The sequence below is a fragment of the Pseudomonas sp. B23(2017) genome, assembly GCF_002113725.1.
Lineage (GTDB): Bacteria > Pseudomonadota > Gammaproteobacteria > Pseudomonadales > Pseudomonadaceae > Aquipseudomonas > Aquipseudomonas putida_Z.
On the sequence record NZ_NEJM01000009.1, the window covers coordinates 157,843 to 175,727 of the forward strand.

Annotated in this window: 14 protein-coding genes; 1 reads left to right on the forward strand and 13 read right to left on the reverse strand. The window is 67.2% G+C overall.

What is annotated here, in order from left to right:
• Positions 1-9 precede the first annotated feature (9 nt).
• From CAG46_RS16370 to CAG46_RS16430, 13 genes are all read right to left on the reverse strand, one after another.
• On the reverse strand, positions 10-2,421 hold the full coding sequence (locus CAG46_RS16370; RefSeq protein WP_085588196.1) for a TonB-dependent siderophore receptor: 2,412 nt from the start codon (positions 2,419-2,421) through the stop codon (positions 10-12).
• Between the two features lie 34 nt (positions 2,422-2,455).
• Entirely contained in the window at positions 2,456-2,950 is a 495-nt protein-coding gene (locus CAG46_RS16375) for a RidA family protein (protein WP_025339468.1), read from the reverse strand.
• A 19-nt stretch (positions 2,951-2,969) separates the two neighbouring features.
• Positions 2,970-4,532 (reverse strand): FAD-dependent oxidoreductase, encoded by a 1,563-nt coding sequence (locus tag CAG46_RS16380; RefSeq protein WP_085616285.1) that lies wholly within the window; start codon positions 4,530-4,532, stop codon positions 2,970-2,972.
• A 435-nt stretch (positions 4,533-4,967) separates the two neighbouring features.
• Positions 4,968-6,068: an LLM class flavin-dependent oxidoreductase gene (locus CAG46_RS16385; RefSeq protein WP_085616287.1), complete on the reverse strand. Its 1,101-nt coding sequence runs from the start codon at positions 6,066-6,068 to the stop codon at positions 4,968-4,970.
• Between the two features lie 31 nt (positions 6,069-6,099).
• A complete protein-coding gene (locus CAG46_RS16390; protein ID WP_085616289.1) occupies positions 6,100-7,434 on the reverse strand; it encodes an LLM class flavin-dependent oxidoreductase in 1,335 nt (444 codons plus the stop codon).
• Positions 7,435-7,506: 72 nt separating this feature from the next.
• Positions 7,507-9,126 (reverse strand): ABC transporter ATP-binding protein, encoded by a 1,620-nt coding sequence (locus CAG46_RS16395; protein ID WP_085616291.1) that lies wholly within the window; start codon positions 9,124-9,126, stop codon positions 7,507-7,509.
• Positions 9,123-10,037: an ABC transporter permease gene (locus CAG46_RS16400; protein WP_085616294.1), complete on the reverse strand. Its 915-nt coding sequence runs from the start codon at positions 10,035-10,037 to the stop codon at positions 9,123-9,125. Before CAG46_RS16400 ends, CAG46_RS16395 begins: the two co-directional genes overlap by 4 nt.
• 1 nt (position 10,038) lies before the next feature.
• Positions 10,039-10,989 (reverse strand): ABC transporter permease, encoded by a 951-nt coding sequence (locus tag CAG46_RS16405; protein ID WP_075045452.1) that lies wholly within the window; start codon positions 10,987-10,989, stop codon positions 10,039-10,041.
• Positions 10,986-12,605, reverse strand: coding sequence for an ABC transporter substrate-binding protein (locus CAG46_RS16410; protein WP_085616296.1), 1,620 nt, complete (start codon positions 12,603-12,605; stop codon positions 10,986-10,988). Before CAG46_RS16410 ends, CAG46_RS16405 begins: the two co-directional genes overlap by 4 nt.
• A gap of 155 nt (positions 12,606-12,760) precedes the next feature.
• Positions 12,761-13,555, reverse strand: a complete 795-nt coding sequence (locus tag CAG46_RS16415; RefSeq protein WP_025339460.1) for a class II aldolase/adducin family protein — start codon at positions 13,553-13,555, stop codon at positions 12,761-12,763.
• A 17-nt stretch (positions 13,556-13,572) separates the two neighbouring features.
• Positions 13,573-14,517 (reverse strand): D-isomer specific 2-hydroxyacid dehydrogenase family protein, encoded by a 945-nt coding sequence (locus CAG46_RS16420; RefSeq protein WP_085616298.1) that lies wholly within the window; start codon positions 14,515-14,517, stop codon positions 13,573-13,575.
• Positions 14,514-15,647: an acyl-CoA dehydrogenase family protein gene (locus CAG46_RS16425; protein ID WP_085616301.1), complete on the reverse strand. Its 1,134-nt coding sequence runs from the start codon at positions 15,645-15,647 to the stop codon at positions 14,514-14,516. The genes CAG46_RS16420 and CAG46_RS16425 overlap by 4 nt, the downstream gene beginning before the upstream one ends.
• Before the next feature lie 167 nt (positions 15,648-15,814).
• Positions 15,815-16,705 carry a LysR family transcriptional regulator gene (locus CAG46_RS16430; protein WP_075045447.1) on the reverse strand — a complete coding sequence of 297 codons (891 nt, stop codon included), beginning with the start codon at positions 16,703-16,705 and terminating at the stop codon, positions 15,815-15,817.
• Between the two features lie 198 nt (positions 16,706-16,903).
• Between CAG46_RS16430 and CAG46_RS16435 the strand changes: the two genes are divergently transcribed.
• Positions 16,904-17,869, forward strand: coding sequence for an ABC transporter substrate-binding protein (locus CAG46_RS16435; RefSeq protein ID WP_085616303.1), 966 nt, complete (start codon positions 16,904-16,906; stop codon positions 17,867-17,869).
• Positions 17,870-17,885: the final 16 nt, after the last annotated feature.

A 17,885-nucleotide genomic window follows, 5' to 3' on the forward strand; every position in this document is an offset into this window, starting at 1 on the left:
TGTCACGAATCAGAAGGTGTAGGTCACCCGCCCGAAGTAATACCCGCCGGTAAAGCCATAGGGAGAGTACACCCCGTATCCCTTGACCATGGTCTTGCTGCTCGGTGCCTGGCGCTCGGGGTAGATATCGAACAGGTTGCGCGCCCCGATCGCCACTTCCAGGTCCTTGGTCAGCTGGTAGCCTGCATCCAGGTCGGTGATCCAGCGCGCCTTGTACTCGCGGTCCAGCGAACGGTCGTTGGCGGCATTCACCTCGCGCCAGGATCCGTAGCGGGTCAGCCCCAGGTTGACCCGGTAGCGGTCCAGGCGCCAGTTGCCGCCAAGGATCAGCTTGGTGTGCGGTTGTACCTCGGTCAGCAGGTTGCGCGCCTGGCGATTCATAAGTTCGTAGGGCGTGCCAAGGATGTTCACGCTCTGCTTGTAGTCGAGGATCTCGGTGTCGTTCCAGTTGAAGGCCGCCGTCCACTTCACCGTCCCGGCACCACCCAGGTCCTGGTCGTAGCTGCCCACCAGGTCCAGGCCCTTGGTGCGGGTATCGGCGCCGTTGGTGAAGTACTGGCCGCCCGAGGTCGAGTCGATACCGTTGGCGAGCAGGGCCTGGGTGACCTCGGGGCCGAGCAGGGTACCGGTGAGGGTGATGCGGTCGCGCACGTTGATCAGGTAGGCATCGGCAGTGAAGGCCAGGCGCTCGCCGGGCTGCCAGGCCAGCCCCAGGCTGTAGTTGGTGGACTTCTCCGGTTTCAGTGGTTCGGCGCCCAGCGCCTTGGCGGCGGCCGAATCCACCGGCAGCACGCCATAGTTGATCGACTGGTACACGCCGTCGACCACGCCGTAGGTAGTGGAGCGGGCGCTGAACAGGTTGTTGGCCAAGGACGGCGCGCGGAAGCCGTTGCTCACCGTCGCCCGCACGGCCAGTTCGGGGGTCAGCTCGTAGCGGGTGGTCAGCTTGCCGCTGCGGGTGGCCCCGATGTTGCGATCATAGTGCTCGTAGCGCAGGGCAGCGCCCCAGTACCACTGCGGCAGCGGGTTGAAACCCACGTCCAGGTAACCGGCGTAGCTGTTGCGGCTGGCACTGGCGGCCTCGGCGGGGGAGATGCCGTTGGTGACCTGGGCACCGGAGGCGGCGCAATTGCCGGGCGCCTTGCAGTAGCCGCCGTCGGCCCAGCTGGCCCAGTCGCCAGCCTGCACCTGGTAGGTATCGCGGCGCTGTTCCAGGCCCCAGGAGAAGTCCAGCGGCTTGGTCAGCCCAACTTCGAAGCTGCGGCGCAGGTCGAGGTTGCTGGTCAGTTGCGAGCTGACCCAGGTGCCGGATTCGAAATGGTTGGGCGTGGCCTCGCCCAGTGACGGGTTCTGGTTGTTCCAGGTGCCCTGTTCGGCCTCGTTGCGCCCGTAGGTACTGGACAGGTCCCAGTCCCATTCGCCGGCCAGGCCCCTGGCGCCAAACGCCGCCTGGTAGTCGTATTCCTCGATGTACCAGGTGGGCGTGTAGCCCGAGGGGCGCCCGTTGGGCCCGGTGGTGATGGTGTTGACGATGGTCGGCAGGCGGAAGTTCTGGCCCTGCTCGGCCTTGCGGTACGACCAGGTGCTGAACGAGTAGAGCGTCAGGTCGTCCTGCAGCGGCAGTTCGGCGTTGTAGCCCAGAGTCAGAAGGTTGATCTTCGGCGTGCCATAGCCGCCGTAGGTAACCTTGCCGGCGCGGTCCAGGGCTTCGGCCTGGCTGTAGCCATTGGCGCTGGCCTTGTTGTCGTCGTTCTGGCTGCGGGCGTCCAGTGCCAGCTGGACGATGCCGTCGCGGCCGATCTCGAAGCCCTTGTTCAGGCTTTGCTGCACGGTCTGCTTCTTGCCGTCGTAGCCCTGGCCTGCGGTGGTCACGGCAGTGCCGCTGGCGTCGGCCTTGAGGATCACGTTGATCACCCCGGCGATGGCGTCGGAGCCGTATTGGGCGGCCGCACCATCACGCAGCACCTCGACATGGTCGATGGCACTGATGGGAATCAGGTCGAGGTCGGCGGGGGCAGCGCCGGCGTTGATGCCGCTGATGTTGAGCGTAGCGCTGGTATGGCGGCGCTTGCCGTTGACCAGCACCAGCACCTGGGCGGCGTTGAGGCCGCGAAGGTTAGGGGCGCGGGCCATGCCGCTGGCGTCCCAGCCGGTCTTTTCCGGCAAGGTCAGCGACGGCACGCTGGCGCTGAGGGCTTCCATCAGGCCGGGCTTGCCGGTTTCCTGCAACTGCTTGGCGCTGATCACGTCGATGGGCACCGGGCTGCTGGTTACGGTGCGTTTCTCGCTGCCACGGTTGCCGGTGACGATCACCGTGCCCAGGGCCTGGGCGGCGGGTTCCTCGGCCAGGCTGGGTGCGTTGTGCAGCCCGGCGGCCAGGGCCACGCCGAAAAAAGAGGCAGTTTTAAAAGCTGGCTTCATGCACGCAGTTCCTTGTCTGGCATGGCTGGCGCACTTACGGCGCCTTGGCCGCGATCGCGTCGATTTCCACCAGCGCGCCCGGCAATGGCAGGGCCACCACCTGGATGGCGGTGCGGGTCGGTGTACGGGGTTGCTCGGCGGTGGCGAAGAACTCGGTGTAGGCCGCCTGCAACCCGGCGAAGTCGAGGGCGCCGCCGTTGGCCGGGTCACCTACCAGGAACACCCGCAACTGGACGATGTCGCCAAGGTCCAGGCCCTGGCTGCGCAGCGCCGTGCGCAGCTTGTTCAGCACCGAGCGGGCCTGGGTTTCGGTGTTGCCCAGCGCTGCAACGCTACCCTTGGGCGCCTTTGGGTCGGCTACGTCCGGCAGGGTGCCGCTGATGAAGGTCAGCTGGCTGCCGGCCGGTACCGTGACCAGCTGCGAGATGGGGAAGTTCGAGCCGGGTGGCGCGACGCGCTTGATGCCGTCGGCGTGGGCGTTGAGGGTGAGCGACATGAGTACTCCGGCAAGCAGAAGAAGACGAGGCATGGGGGTGGTTCCTTGCAGGTCAGGCGGCAACGCCGCGGGTGGTCTGGCTGGCGTGTTTGGCAATCAGGCCGACCACCCGGCGGGCGGACTCGGCGGCACTGTTCTGCCAGATGCCCACGCCGCCATGGGCCAGGGCGTCGCTGGCCAGCCAGGTACGCCCCTGGGGCTGGTTGAGCAGGTCGTAGCCGGGCTGGGCGACTTCGTCGTGGACGATCCACGGCGCTTCGCTGAAAGGGATCTTCGACCAGTTCACCACCACCGGCCTGGCCAGCTTGTGGCTGTGGCCCGGGTGCAGCGATTCCACCGCCTGGCGCGAGGAGGCGACCTGGGCCTGCAGCGGCTTGGCGGCAAACTGCTGGGCCACCGCGCCCGTGTTGTAGGTGGCGACCAGCACACCCTGGGCGCTGTTGAGGTGATCGCTGGGGTACCACAGGGTGCGGGCTTCGTGGTTGATGTAGCTGAGCCCGCCATAGATCTGGAAGTCGGTTTCCCAGAAGCGCGGCGCCTGCCAGGCCACCTTGTTGGCCTTGTCGCCTTCGGCGCTGGCGATGGCTTGCCTGAAGGCCTTGTCGAAGTTGTTCGGTAGCTTGGCCAGCAGTGGCAGGGGCAGGGTGACGATGGCGTAGTCGGCCTGTTCGACGTGCTGCTGGCCGCTCTTGCGGTCGCGCCAGACCACCTTGGCACCGTTGTCACCGGTATCCACCCCCAGCACCTCGGCGCCCAGGCGCACGCTGTCCTTTACCTGGCGATAGAACGCCTTGGGAATCTGGTCCATGCCGCCGACCGGCTGGAACATGGTCGAGGAGAACTCGGGGATTTCGTCGAACACCAGCGGCAGTAGCAGGTTGCTGTCCAGCAGCTGGTCCAGCGGCACCGGCTGGCGCTGGATCGGGGTCTGGTCGCCGGCGCCGGCGAAGCGGGTGTAGCCGGCGCGTACCGAACCGCGGTACTGCTGCTGGCTGTCGAGGTCGCCGTAGACCTTGAGGAAGTCCAGCAAGGCCTTGCGCTGGCTGCTGTCGAGCTCGGCATCGAGGGAGTTGCGGCTGACACTGCGCGCCAGCAGTTCACTGAAGTGCCCGCGGGTGTCGTTGACTGCCTGGCGCAGCAGCAGCGGTGGGCGAGCCAGGTCTGGTTGGGCCAGGGCGTTGCGGCTGCTGTTGACCAGCACCTGCAGCTCCACGCCCAGCTCACGGCAGTAGCCGAGGATGGTCAGGTGATGGCTGGGCAGGCGCGCGGCGCCGGCGTTGAAGAAGTGGCCCGGGTCGAACTCGACGGTTTGCGAACTGCCGTCGTTGTGCTCGACGCGGTCGCCCTGGCGCAAGGTCCAGACCCGGCCACCGACCCGCTCGCGGGCCTCCAGCACGGTGACCGAAAAGCCGGCCTTGCGCAGCTCGTAGGCGGATACCAGGCCGGAAATACCAGCGCCGACAATCACCACGCGCTTGCCGTTGCCGCCGCTTGCGGCCAGTTGCAGGGGTTGGAAGGTGGCAGCCAGGGCATTCTGCCCCAGCGCGCCCAGGGCTGCCGAATAGCCGCCAATGGCGGCGAGGCGGGTGATCAGGTCTCTACGGGACAATCCCATGTCGCATGCTCCGAGAAGGTTGGGTTCGGATGTGCGCAACGGGCGGATCGAAGGGAGGGACCCGACGGCGGCTGGCACAAATCCATTTGCCTCCGCCATGTTGGGGTCGGTTTACAGAACCTAATGGACTTTCACGGTGCTGTGAAAGGCTTTTTGGTTCTATGTTAATTATGTTTATTACTGATAAATCGCATCAGTAGAAATGCGCAATGCTGATGTTTGAGCGGGGCCTTGTGGGAGCGGCTTTAGCCGCGAACACCGGCGCAGCCGGTGCCATGCACCGTGTTGGATTCTTCGCGGCTAAAGCCGCTTCCACAGGGTACGAGGATCGCTTGCGAACTCAGTTATCTGTCCGACAGCGCGGCCCAAAGGGCTGGGCAATCTCCCACAAGGTCTCTGCCAAGGCAACGAAATGGCCTGCACAGGCGGCAGGGCCTATGCAGAACGCGTACTGCGTCCTGCCTCACGCTGGGCCACCAGTGCGCGGATCCGCGGAATCAGCTCCTGTCCGTACTCCACGGCATCGCGCAACTGCTCGAAGCCACGGAACAGGAAGGTGCTCACACCCAGTTCGTAGTAGGCCAGCGCCGCTTCGGCCACCTGCTCGGGCGTGCCCACCAGTGAGGTGGAATTGCCGGCCCCGCCGCCCAAAGCTGCGATTTCGGTCCACAGCCGGGTATCGTGCACCTTGCGCTGGCCGGCCAGCTGTACCAGGCGCTCGGAGCCGACATTGCTCTTGCCGAAATTCTTCTCGCGGCGGTTGCCCTGGCGGATGCCGATGCGCTGCCTGGCATCGGCCAGGATGCGTTCGGCCCGCGCCCAGGCCTCTTCCTCGGTGTCCCCCAGGATCGGCCGCAGCGACAGGCTGAAGCGGATGTGATTCTCCCGCCCGTGACGGGCCGCGGCCTTGCGCACCTGGGCAATGCGCTCGCGGACCTGCTCCAGTGGCTCCCCCCACATCATGTACACATCGGCGTGTTTCGCCGCGACCTCCACCGCCGCGTCCGAAGCGCCGGAGAAGTACACCGGCAGCTTGCCCACCGGCTTGACCAGGGTCAGGTTGTCTTCCACCCGGTAATGCTCGCCGTGGTGGTCGAAGGGTGTGGTCTGCGTCCAGGTGTTGCGTAGTACCTGCAGGTATTCGTCGGTGCGGGCGTAGCGGGCGTCCTTGTCGAGGAAGTCGCCGTCGCGCTGCAGGTCGCCGCTGTCGCCGCCGGTGATCACGTTGATCGAGGCGCGGCCGCGGCTGAGCTGGTCGAGGGTGGCGAACTGGCGAGCGGCGAAGGTTGGCGCCTGGAACCCGGGGCGGTGCGCCACCAGCAGGCCGATGCGCTCGGTCAGCGCGGCTACGTAGCTGGCCAGTATCATCGAGTCCGGCGCACTGGTGTTGACTGCCAGCAGGGCCTTGTCGAAGCCGGCGTATTCCTGGGCCTGGGCGAAGGCCTTGATGAAATCAAGGTCGACCAGCGGGCCGCGCGGGGCCTGTGATTCGCTGCTTTCCTGGGGGCCGATGAGGCCGATGAATTCTAGGCTCATGCAATGGAACTCCTTTTCGTGTGGGGCGGATTCAGGCAGCTGCGATCTGCCCGCGGCGCAGCGTGTTGCGGTTGGTCGGAACGCTCAGGCCAAAGCTGTCGCGCAAGGTGCTGCCGCTGTATTCGCTGCGCACCAGGCCGCGTGCTTGCAGCAGGGGCACCACCAGCTCGGTGAAATACTGCAGGCCATCGGGCAGCAGCGAGTTGATGATGAAGCCGTCGGCAGCGCCGTCTTCGAACCAGTCCTGCAAGGCGTTGGCGACTTGCTCGGGGGTGCCGGTGAAGTCGCGTCTTGGGCGCGAGAAGCGCAAGGCCAGTTGGCGCAGGCTCAGGCTTTCGTCGCGGGCCAGTTGCTTCAACTGGTCAGCGGTGCCCTTGTGGCTGTTGTCGCCAAGGGTGCCCAGGTCGGGGAACGGTGCATCCAGCTCGTGCTGGCTGAAGTTATAGTCGTTGAACGGGCGGCCGAGGGCGACCAGGGCGTCCTCGATGCTCACCAGGTCGACGGCCTGCTGGTAGCGGCGCTCCACCTCTGCTTCGTCGCGGCCGACGATGGGGCGGATGCCCGGCAGGATGAACAGCTGGTCCGGGTCGCGGCCATGGCTTGCGGCGCGTTGCTTCAGGTCCTGGTAGTAGGCGCGGGCATCGCTGAACGACTCGGGGTTGACGAAGATCGCATCGGCGTTCTGCGCGGCGAAGTTGCGCCCGTCCTCCGACACGCCGGCCTGGAAGATCAGCGGCTGGCCCTGGGGCGAGCGCTGGATGTTCAGCGGGCCCTTGACCTTGAAGAACTCCCCCTTGTGGCCCAGGGTGTGCAACTTGGCCGGGTCGAAGAATTCGCCGCTCTGCTTGTCGCGGGTGAAGGCGTCGTCTTCCCATGAGTCCCACAGGCCCTTGACCACTTCGACGTGCTCACGGGCGATGCGGTAGCGCACGGCGTGGGGCGGGTGCTGGTCCTTGCCGAAGTTGTCGGCGGTGCCCGACAGCCATGAGGTGACCACGTTCCAGCCGGCGCGGCCGCCGCTGATCAAATCCAGCGAGGCGAGCTGGCGGGCGACCTGGAACGGTTCGGTATAGCTGACCGTGACCGTGGCCACCAGGCCGATATGGGTGGTGACCGCCGCCAGTGCCGAGAGAATGGTCAGCGGCTCGAAGCGGTTGAGGTAGTGGGGGCTGGAGCGGGCATGGATGTGCAGGCTGTCGGCGATGAAGGCGAAATCGAACTTGGCCGCCTCGGCCAAATGCGCCTGCTGCTTGTAGAAACCGAAGTTGACGCTGGCGTCGGCCAGCGCCTTGGGGTGCCGCCATTCGCCCCAGCCGTGGCCGACACCGTGGATCATTGCGCCGAGATGGATCTGTCTTTTGCTCATGTTCAATACCTCTTGCCAGATAGGCCTCAATGTCTGATCCGCGCGGCACGCCCGTGCCGCACGGCAAAACGGTCAAACCGCCACGGGCAGCACGCTGCGCGAATGCCCGGGTATCGCCTCGATCAGCGCCCGCGTATAGGCGCTGGCCGGTTGGCCGAACACCTGCACCGCCGGCCCTTGCTCGACCACCTGGCCGCGCTGCAGCACCAGCACCTGGTCGGCCATGCTCGCCACTACCGCCAGGTCGTGGGAGACCAGCACGTAGGCCATTCCCAGCTCGCGCTGCAGCTCATCCAGCAGGGCGAGGATCTGCGCCTGCACCGACACGTCCAGCGCACTGACCGGTTCGTCGAGCAGCAGCACCTCGGGCTCCAGGGCCAATGCCCGGGCGATCGCCACCCGTTGGCGCTGGCCGCCCGACAGCTCCCGGGGCAGGCGGTCGAGGAAGTGCACCGGCAGCTGCACCCGCGTGATCAGTTCACGGGCCCTGCGCTCCAGGGCCTCGCCCTTGAGCAGGCCGAACGACACCAGCGGTTCGACGATGCTGTCGAACACGGTGAAGCGCGGGTCGAGCGCGGCGAACGGGTTCTGCTGCACCAGCTGGATGCGCCGGCGCAGGGGGCGGAACTGCCGCCAGCTGCAGGCACTGACGTCCACGCCAGCGAACTCCACCCGCCCATGGCTGGGCTTTTCCAGCCCGAGGGCGATCCGTAGCGCGGTGCTCTTGCCTGAGCCCGACTCGCCAACGATGGCCAGGGTCTGCCCGGCATGCACCTCAAGGTTCAGGTCATGCAGGGCGGTGAAGTGGGCATCCTGCCCGGGCAACGCGAAGTGCTTGCCGACGTTGCTCAGGCGCAGCAGCGCTGCCTGGCCCCTCGGCGCGCCAGGCCTGCGCCGTGGCACGAAGGCCGGCGCGGCGTTGAGCAGGCCGCGGGTGTAGGGCTGCCGTGCGCCCCAGAGGATCTGCCTGGGCGAGGCCTGCTCGACGAGCTCACCCTGTTTCATGACCAGCAGGCGGTCGGCGCGGTCGCAGGCCATGCCCAGGTCATGGGTGATGATCAGCAGCGCGATGCCGCGCTCGGCCACCAGCTGTTGCAGGTGGTCGAGGATGCGCCGCTGTACCGTCACGTCCAGCGCGCTGGTGGGCTCGTCGGCGATGATCAGCCGCGGCTCGCCGGCCAGGGCGATGGCGATCAGCACCCGCTGGCGCATGCCGCCGGAAAGTTCATGGGGGTACTGGCGGGCGCGCAGCGCCGGGTCGTCCAGGCCGACCTGTGCCAGCAACTCCAGCACATCGGCATCCACCGTCGGGTAGCGTCGGCCGCGAGCCAGCAGCAAGGCCTCGGCAATCTGCCGGCCGATGCGCAGGGTCGGGGTGAGGCTGACCATCGGGTCCTGCGGTACCAGGCCGATGGTGCGCCCGCGCAACTGGCGCCGGGTACGCTCGCTGGCCCGGGCCACATCCACGCCGTCGACCCACAGCTGGCCCTGCTCGATGCGGGCATTGCCCGGCAGCAGGCCGAGCAGGGCATTGGCCAGGGTCGACTTGCCCGAGCCGGACTCGCCGACGATGGCCAGCGTCTCGCCCTGGGCCAGGCTGAACGACAGCTGGCGCAAGGCCTGGATGGGTTGCCCGGCGAAGGTGTAGCTGACACTCAGGTCGCGGACCTCGATCAGGGGGCGCAGGCTCATCGGGCATGCTCCTCGGCGCTGCGCGCCAGGTGGTTGAGGCTGAACACCACGGCTACCACGAACAGCCCTGGCAGCAGGGAGACCCAAGGGGCGGTGATCAGGAAGTGGCGGCCGTTGGCGATCAGCGTGCCCCATTCCGCCGCCGGCGGCGCCGCGCCGAAGCCGAGGAAGCTCAGCCCGGCGGTGGCCAGGATGGCGGCGCCGAAGTCCAGGGTGGCGAGCACCGCCACCGGGCCCCAGGCGTTGGGCAGCACATGGCGCAGCAGCGTGCGCGCCCAGCTGGCACCGCCCAGGCGGGCGGCCTCGACATAGGGCAGGGTCTTGATGCGCAGCACTTCGGCGCGGGTGGTGCGGGCAAAGCCCGGGATGATGCCGACGCCCACGGCGACTGCCACCGGCACCGTGCCGAAGCCGATCGCGGTGACGATGGCCAATGCCAGCAGCAGGCCGGGCAGTGCCAGCAACACGTCGATCAGGCGCATCAGCGCCGCGTCGACGCGCCCACCGGCAAAGCCGGCCAGCACGCCCAGGCCGAGGCCGCCGAGCAGGGCGATGGCCACCGCCAGCAATGCGGCCAGCACCGACAGGCGCGCGCCATAGACCACCCGGGTGTACAGGTCGCGGCCCAGCTCGTCGGTGCCGAACCAGTGCACCACGCCGGGGGCGCTGAGCTTGTCGGCGGGCGAGGTGGCGTAGGGGTCGAAGCTGGTCAGCAACTGCGGGGCCAGTGCGGCGAACAGGGCGAACAGCACGATCAATAGCGCCAGGCTGAAGCCGGGCCTGCGCAGCAGCGGGATCAGGGCCTGCCGGGCGCGCTGCAGGTGCGTGCGCCGCTTCCAGGCGCTGGCAGGATGTGCCACCTCGCCCGTGGGCTGGGTGTCGATCGGGGGCAGGGAAAGGTCGATGGTCATCTCAGCTCACCTTGGCCGTGTGGGTGATGCGTGGGTCGAGGTACGGGTAGAGCAGGTCGACGATCAGGTTCACCACCACGAAGGCGGTGGCCGATACCGCGACGATCGCCAGCACCACCGGGATGTCCTGGCGCAGCACGGCCTCCTGGGCCAGGCGGCCGACGCCGTTGCGCGAGAAGATGGTTTCCACCAGCACCGCGCCGGATACCGTATTGCCGACCTGCAGGCCGATCAGGGTCAGCAGCGGCAAGGCCGCGTTGCGCAAGCCATGGCGCGCCTGCACCTGGGCCCGGCTCAGGCCCTTGGCGAAGGCGGTGGTGATGTAGGGTTCCTGCCACACGCCCTGGAAGCCACGCTGCAGCACCTGGGCGTACACCGCGGCGCTGGGGATCGCCAAGGTGATCGCCGGCAGCACCAGGCTGGCCAGGCCCTGGCTGCCGGTGGCCGGGAACCAGCCGAGGGCGAAGGCGAATACCTGGATCAGCAGCAGGCCCATCCAGAACACCGGCACCGAGAAACCCAGCGACGGCAGGCGTGCCAGGGCAGTCTTCAGTGGCCGCCATTGCAGGTAGGCGGTCAGGTAGGCCAGGCCGACCCCGGCCAGCAGCGACAGGGCGATGGCCGCGCCGGCCAGGGCCAGGGTCTGCGGCAGTCGCTCGGCCAGCAGCGCGGTGACCGGCCGGCCCAGTGACAACGACTGCCCGAGGTCACCGTGCAGGGCGCGCCACAGCAGGTCGAAGTACTGCTCGAGCAGCCCCTTGTCCAGCCCGTAGTAGGCACGGGCCTTGGCCAGGTCCTCGGGTGACAGGCCATCGGCCTCCATGCCCGAGGCGCTGAGCATGATCGCCAGGGTGTCGCCCGGCAGCAGGTAGAGGATGAAGTAGGTGATGGTGTAGGCGCCCCACAGCACCAACAGGGCCTGGCCGATGCGGCCGATCAGGTAGCGTTTCATGGCTGGCCGACCTGGATGTCACTGAGCAGCGCGAAGCCTTCCGCAGTCCAGCGGAAGTCCTTGACCCGCGGCGCGGTGGCGGCTTGCCAGACGCGCTCGTACAGCGGGAACGCCGACGCCTCGTCGACCAGCAGGTCCTGCAGCTGGCCGTAGGCCTGGGCCCGTTGCGGGGAGGCGGTGGCGGTGATGCCGCTGTCGAACAGCGCCTGGGCCCTGGCCAGGGTGTGCGGTTCGTAGGTGTTGGTGGCCAACGTGGTGCTGCTTGCTGCCCGCGGGTCGAGGATGGTCTGCAGGATGATCGGGTCGGCGCGGGTCATGTAGGTGGAGGTCAGGTCGTAGTTGCCGGACGCGTTCCCGGCCACCCATTCGGCGCGGGTCAGCACATTGAGCTTCAGGTCGATGCCGACCTTGCGCAACTGGTCCTGCACCAGCACGTCACCGGCGCTTTCGGCCGGGGTCAGGTTGTAGCGCAGGGTCAGGCGCTGGCCGTTCTTGTGCCGGTAGCCGTCCTCGCCCTTGTGCCAGCCGGCGGCCTCGAGCAGTTGCTCGGCGCCCGTGGGGTCATAGGCGAGCTTGTCGGCCTGGGGCTTGAAGTACGGCGTGGTGACGTCGTAAACGCCACTCACCACCGGGAACGCGGCGTTGTACACGGTATGCGCGTAGCTGGTGCGGTCGATGGCCTTCTGCAGTGCCAGGCGCACCTGGCGGTCGGCCAGCAGGCGGTCGTTGCGGGTGTTGGGGTAGAGGTTGAGCGCCGGGCCCGGCAGCGAGCGGCTCTGGATGGTCGCGCCCTTGGACTGGAACAGCTTCAGGTCGACTTCCGAGAACGGGTTGCGCGGCCACAGGATGTCGGCCTTGCCCTGCAGGAACAGGCCGTTGCGCACGCTTTCCTCGGGGATGTAGCTGATGTCCACGGCATCCAGGTGCGCCGGGCCCTGGTTGTGCATGTTGGCTGATGGCCAGGCGTAGTCGGCGCGCTTGACCAGCCGTGCGCCTACCTCCGGGGTGTAGTGCTCGAGGATGAACGGGCCGGTGCCGATGATGTTGCCCAGTGAGCGCGCCTGGGCAGTCAGCTTGTAGGAGGCCGGCGCAAGGATGGCCAGGTTGGTGGTCGAGGTGGCCTGCAGGAAACCGGCGTTAGGTTTGGCCAGGACCAGGCGCACGGTGAAGTCGTCCAGCACCTCGGCGTGGTCGTAGCCGGCCAGGTAGGTGGCACCGAAGGTGGCCGGCAGCTGCGTGGCGAAGGCCTTGTTGCTGTCGAAGGCGGTTTTCACGGCGTGGGCGTCGAAGCGTTCGCCGTTGCTGAAGGTGACGTCCTGGCGCAGCTGGAAGGTGTAGCTCAGGGTATCGGCACTGACCTCCCAGCTTTTTGCCAGCCAGGGGATGATGCGGCCGGTTTGCGGGTCCTGGTCGGTCAGGGACTCGGCCACGTTGCGCAGCAGTACGCGGTGCTCCAGCCAGTAGACCTGGAAGGGGTCGACGCTGACCAGGGTGGTGTTGTCGCCCCAGAAGGCGATGTTCAGGGTGTTGCTGGCCGAGGTGTTGTCGGCTGGGGAGCAGGCGGTGAGGGCCAGGGCCAGGGAGCCGATGGCGAACAGGCGGTGCAGTGGGGGCATGGGATGGTCCTTCATTGAATTGGGGTTACCTGTGCCGGCCTCTTCGCGGGTAAACCCGCTCCCACAGGTACGGCGCTCCACTCAAGGGAAGTGAAATCCCTGTGGAAGCGGGTTTACCCGCGAAGAGGCCGGTACAGGCGACAGCTGCCTTCCAGTCAGTCCTGGTAATCGCGGCCCTCGCGGTCCAGCTGCCGGATCAACGCATCCCAATGCCTCTGGATGCCTTCCCCCTTGCCATCGGAAAACCGCTTCGACTGTTCATGCACCTTGGCAATCGCCGCCTGCGATGCATGCAGCAGCTGGTCATTGCCCCCGGCCTGGGCTGCCACCTGGATGTTGCAGGCCCGCTCCAGCCCATGCAGCTCACGGAACGCGTGCTCGACGCTGATCCCCCCGGTGAGCAACCCGTGGTTGCGCAGGATGAGGATGTTGCTGTCGCCCAGGTTGGCCACCAGCCGCTGCTGTTCGTCCAGGTCCAGGGCCACGCCTTCGTAGTCGTGGTAGACCACCCGGCTGTAGTAGGCCAAGGCATGCTGGGAGATCGGCAGCAGGCCGTCGCGCTGGGCCGATACCGCTGCGCCATCGCGGGTGTGGGTGTGCAGCACGGCCTTCAGGTCGGGGCGGGCGCGGTGGATTGCGCTGTGGATCACGTAGCCGGCCTGGTTGATGCCCAGCCCCAGCGGGTCGTCGATGATGGTGCCGTCGACGTCGACCTTGACCAGATTGGAGGCGGTGATTTCGTCGAACAGCAGGCCGAAGGCGTTGATCAGGAAGTGTTCGTCCGGCCCCGGCACGCGGGCCGAAAAGTGCGTGTAGATGTGGTCAGTCCAGCGGAACAGGGCGGCCAGGCGGTAGGCGGCGGCCAGCTTGACCCGCACCTCCCACTCTTCGGCGCTGACCCGGTCGCGCACCTTGTCGGTGCTGGTAGTGACGGCAGACAGTGAACTCATGGTGTGCTCTCCGGTAATCAGTAGCCGCGCGCGGTGTCGACCAGGTTGGCCAGGGGCGCCTGCTCGCGGTAGCGGTGGAAGTTGGCGATGAAGGCTTCGAGCAGGGCCGGGTAGCCGTCCTCGGAAATGGCCGAGGTGTGCGGCGACAGAAACACCCGTGGGTGGTGATACAGCGGGTGGCCGGCGGGCAGCGGCTCGGGGTCGGTGACATCCAGGCTGGCGCGGCCGATCAGGCCGCTGTCCAGGGCCTCGAGCAGGGCCTGCTGGTCAAGCAGGCCACCGCGGGCGATGTTGATCAGGTGCAGGCCAGGGCGGGCATGGGCCAGCACCTGACGGTCGACCAGGCCACGGGTGGCGGCGGTGAGTGGGGCGGCCAGCACCAGGTGGTCGCTGCCGGCGAACAACTGCTGCAGGTCGGCGGCGCGCTCCACCCCGGGCACCTCGGCGATGGCCTGGCCGGGGCGGCTCAAGGCCAGCACCTGCATGCCAAGGGCCACTGCCTTGCGCGCCAGGCTCTGGCCGATACTGCCAAAACCGAGAATGCCCAGGGTGCGGCCGCGCAACGGCGCCAGCGGGGTCAGGCGCCAGTCGGCATCCTTGACCCACAGCCCCGGCAGTTGCTTGGCGGCGGCGAACACCAGGGCCAGGGCGAATTCGGCCACCTGCTCGGCATTGGCGCCCTTGCCGCTGGTGACCGGTGTGCCCTGGAACACCCAGTCGGGGTAGAAGTCGATGCCCGAGGACACCAGCTGCACCCACTTCAGGCCCCAGGGCCAGCCTGGCGGCGGGGTGTCGATGCGCTGCCCGCGCACGTTGATCGGGCGCAGGATGAATACATCGGCAGGGGCTTGGAGGGCCAGCTGGCCGGGGGCGATATCGATGACTTCATGGTCCGGCAGGTGTTCGCGCAGGTGCTGGTTGGCCTGGGCGTCGAGCTGGCTGGCGATGATCGAATGGCTCATGCGTGCACCTCCGCCAGCGCCGCGCGGCCGGCCTGGCCGAACACCACATCGTCCTGCGGAGTGTGGATGCGGCTGCAGAGCACGTCGCGGTAGTGCCGTTCCAGCGGATTGCGCCGCGACAGCCCGGGGTTGCCGGCGGCCTCGATGGCCAGCTCCACGGCCTGGATGGCATTGGCGCTGACCAGGTGCTTGAGTTGCCCGGCATGCTGCGCAGCAACCTGCCCGGCGGTGGCTGCGTCAAGCAGGCCCTGGTTGGCGAACAGCAGGGTGTCGATGCGCCCCAGCACGTCCTGGAAGCGCGGCAGGCTGGCCAGCGGCGCGCCCAGGTTTGAGGGGGCACGCTGCTTGAGAAAACCCGCCAGCCAGTCGCGGGCGGCACGGGCCACGCCGTCGTACAGCGCCGGCAGCAGGACGGACATCCACAGCAGGCTCTCGCCGTCGAGTTCGGCCTTCGGTGCGCTTGCCGGGCTGACGCTGACGGCATGGTCGAGGGGGATCAGCACATCGTCGAAGCGCACTTCATGGCTGCAGGTGGCGCGCATGCCCAGGTGGTCCCAGTCATCGACGATGGTGATGCCGGGCGTGTCGCGGTGCACCAGGAAGCCGCCGACCAGCGGGTCGGCGTCGTCGCTGCGGCCCCAGACCAGGTACCAGGTCAGGCCGTGGCTGCCGGTGGAGTAGATCTTGCGCCCGCTCAGGCGCCAGCCCTCGGCTGTGCGCCGCGCCACGGTGGCGGGCAGGCCACCGCGGGCCGGGGTGCCGAGTTCGGGTTCAACGCGCAGGGCATTGATCAGTGCGCCCTGATGCACGGCATCGCGGGCCACGCGCTGGCGCAGGTGTTCGGGCCAGCGGGCCTCGTCCTGCAGGCGAAAGTGCTGCAGGTACTGCATCACCAGGATCAACGCAGTAGCCGGGTCGCCCTTGCCGACCGCGCCGATCACCCGACGGGCGCTGGCCAGGTCCGCGCCAGTGCCACCGAGTGCGCGGGGTACGGTGAAGGCGAGCAGGCCGTGGCGGTGCAGCAGGTCGAAATTGTCCTGGGGGAACTGCGCGCTGCGGTCGTAGCGTTCGGCGTTGGCCGCGAGGGCCTGCGTCAGCTCGGCGAGGGCGCTGTCGGAGGGGTGACTCATGGGGTTTCATCCCTGAATGACGGTGTGTTGCTAAGACCGTATTCGTATGGATGAACGCTGTAAAAGTCTTTTTGGTTCTATGCTAATTATTTGTTTTAAGAATTTATTGTTTTTACTGTTATGCATGAATTGCATTTATCGGCGGGGCGCCAGGCGCCCCTGCGTGGTCAACCCAGGAGCCTGTGCCCTGCCACCTCACCGAAAAGCTCGACCGGTTCCTGCAGGTTGCCCAGGTAACGTGGATGGAACAGCCACAGGTCTACCTGCGGCTTGAAATCACTGACATTGATCACATCCAGCGCATCGCGGTGGCGGCTGGCCTGCAGCAGTGGTTCGGGCACCAGCCCCAGGCCCTGGCCATTGGCGACCAGGCCCAGTTGCAACTCGGTGCCGAAGGTTTCCAGGTTGATCGACAGGCTCAGCCCTTGTTCGCTCAGCGCCCGCTGCAGGCCGGCGCGGAAACCACAGCCGTCGGGGTTGAGCACCCAGCCACGGGTGTAGCAGTCCTTGAGCTTGTAGCTGCGCTTGGTGACGCTGCCCTTGGCGGCTACCACCTTCAGCGGCATGCGCGCGATCGAACGGCTGGCGATGCCTTCGGGGAAGATCTTGCCCGGTGGGAACAGCGCGGCGGCGGCATCCAGTTCAGCGTTTTCCATGCGCGCGATAAGGCTGCTGCCCCAACCGCTGCTGACCTGGGTACGCAATTGCGGGTAGGCCTCGCGAATCTGCGCCAGGGCATCGAGCAGCACCACGTCACCCAGGGTTTGCGGCACACCCAGGCGCAGGGTGCCCGAAGGCGCGCCATCGTTGGCCACCAGTTCGCGCAGCGAGTCGATCTCGCGCAGGATCGCCTTGCACTGCTCGTACACCCGCAGGCCCATGGGGGTGGGCTTGAGCGGCTTGGTGTTGCGGTCGAGCAGGGTGGCGCCAAGGTCTTCCTCGAAGTTCTGCACCCGGCGGGTGATCGCCGGTTGCGTCAGTTGCAGGGCCTCGGCGGCGAGGTTGGTGGATTGGCAGCGGATGACCGCGACGAAGGCGTCCATATCATCGATTTTCATAATTGGCGCTCACAGGGTCGAATGGAAAATAAGGCATTAGCATAATCTGCCTGGCGGGTAATGCCATCGGTTCTGTTTTGATAGATGAAAACGCATATTAGGTTATTCCTAAAATCAATTTAATTTATTTGACGGATCTCGCTAGAGTCGCCTGGCACGGGCCGCATGATGCTGCCCGCCCAGACACCGAGGAACGCCATGTCCATCCGATCGAAGCTGCTGACCCTGGCCGCGGCCCTGCTGCTGGCCAGCCAGGCCGGCGCCGCCGAGCGCCTGACCCTGCGCATCGGCGACCAGAAGGGCAACATGCGCGCCCAGCTGGAAGCCGCAGGCGCATTGCGCGACCTGCCGTACGACATCCACTGGGCCGAGTTCCCCGCTGCCGCGCCGCTGGCCGAGGCGCTCAATGCCGGGGCGATCGATGCCGGCATCATCGGTGATGCGCCGCTGCTGTTCGTGCTGGCTTCGGGGGCACCGGTCAAGGCCATTGCCGTGGACAAGTCCGACCCCTATGGCACGGCGCTGCTGGTGCGCCCTGACGCGCAGCTGCACAGCGCGGCCGAGCTCAAGGGCAAGCGCATCGCCACCGGTCGCGGGTCGATCGGCCATCATCTGGCCCTCAAGGCACTGGACCAGGTCGGCTTGAGCGAGAAGGATGTGGAGTTCCGCTTCCTCGGGCCGGTGGACGCCAAGATCGCCCTGGCCAACGGCTCGGTGGACGCCTGGTCGACCTGGGAACCCTACACCGCGCTGGCCGAGCTGAGCGGGCAGGGCCGGGTGCTGGTCAACGGCCGCGGCCTTTCCAGCGGCAACAGCTTCCTCGCCGCCACCGACAAGGCGCTGGATCAACCCGAGCGGCGCGCGGCGTTGCAGGACTACCTCAACCGCCTGGCCGGGGCGCAGGTCTGGGCCAACCAGCACCTGGACAGCTACTCGAAAACCCTGGCCGCGATCATCGGCTTCCCCGAGGACGCCGCCCGCCTGCAGTTCGAGCGCCGCCAGCTGCGCTGGCAGGTGATCGACCCGCAGACCGTGGCGCAACAGCAGGACACCGCCGATTTCTACCACGCCCACGGCCTGATGAGCGAACGCCTCGATGTGGCACCGACCTTCGCCACCGGCTTCACCCTGCCCGATGCCGCCACGCTGGCCGCGCAACCCTGACTCCGGAGACCTCTAC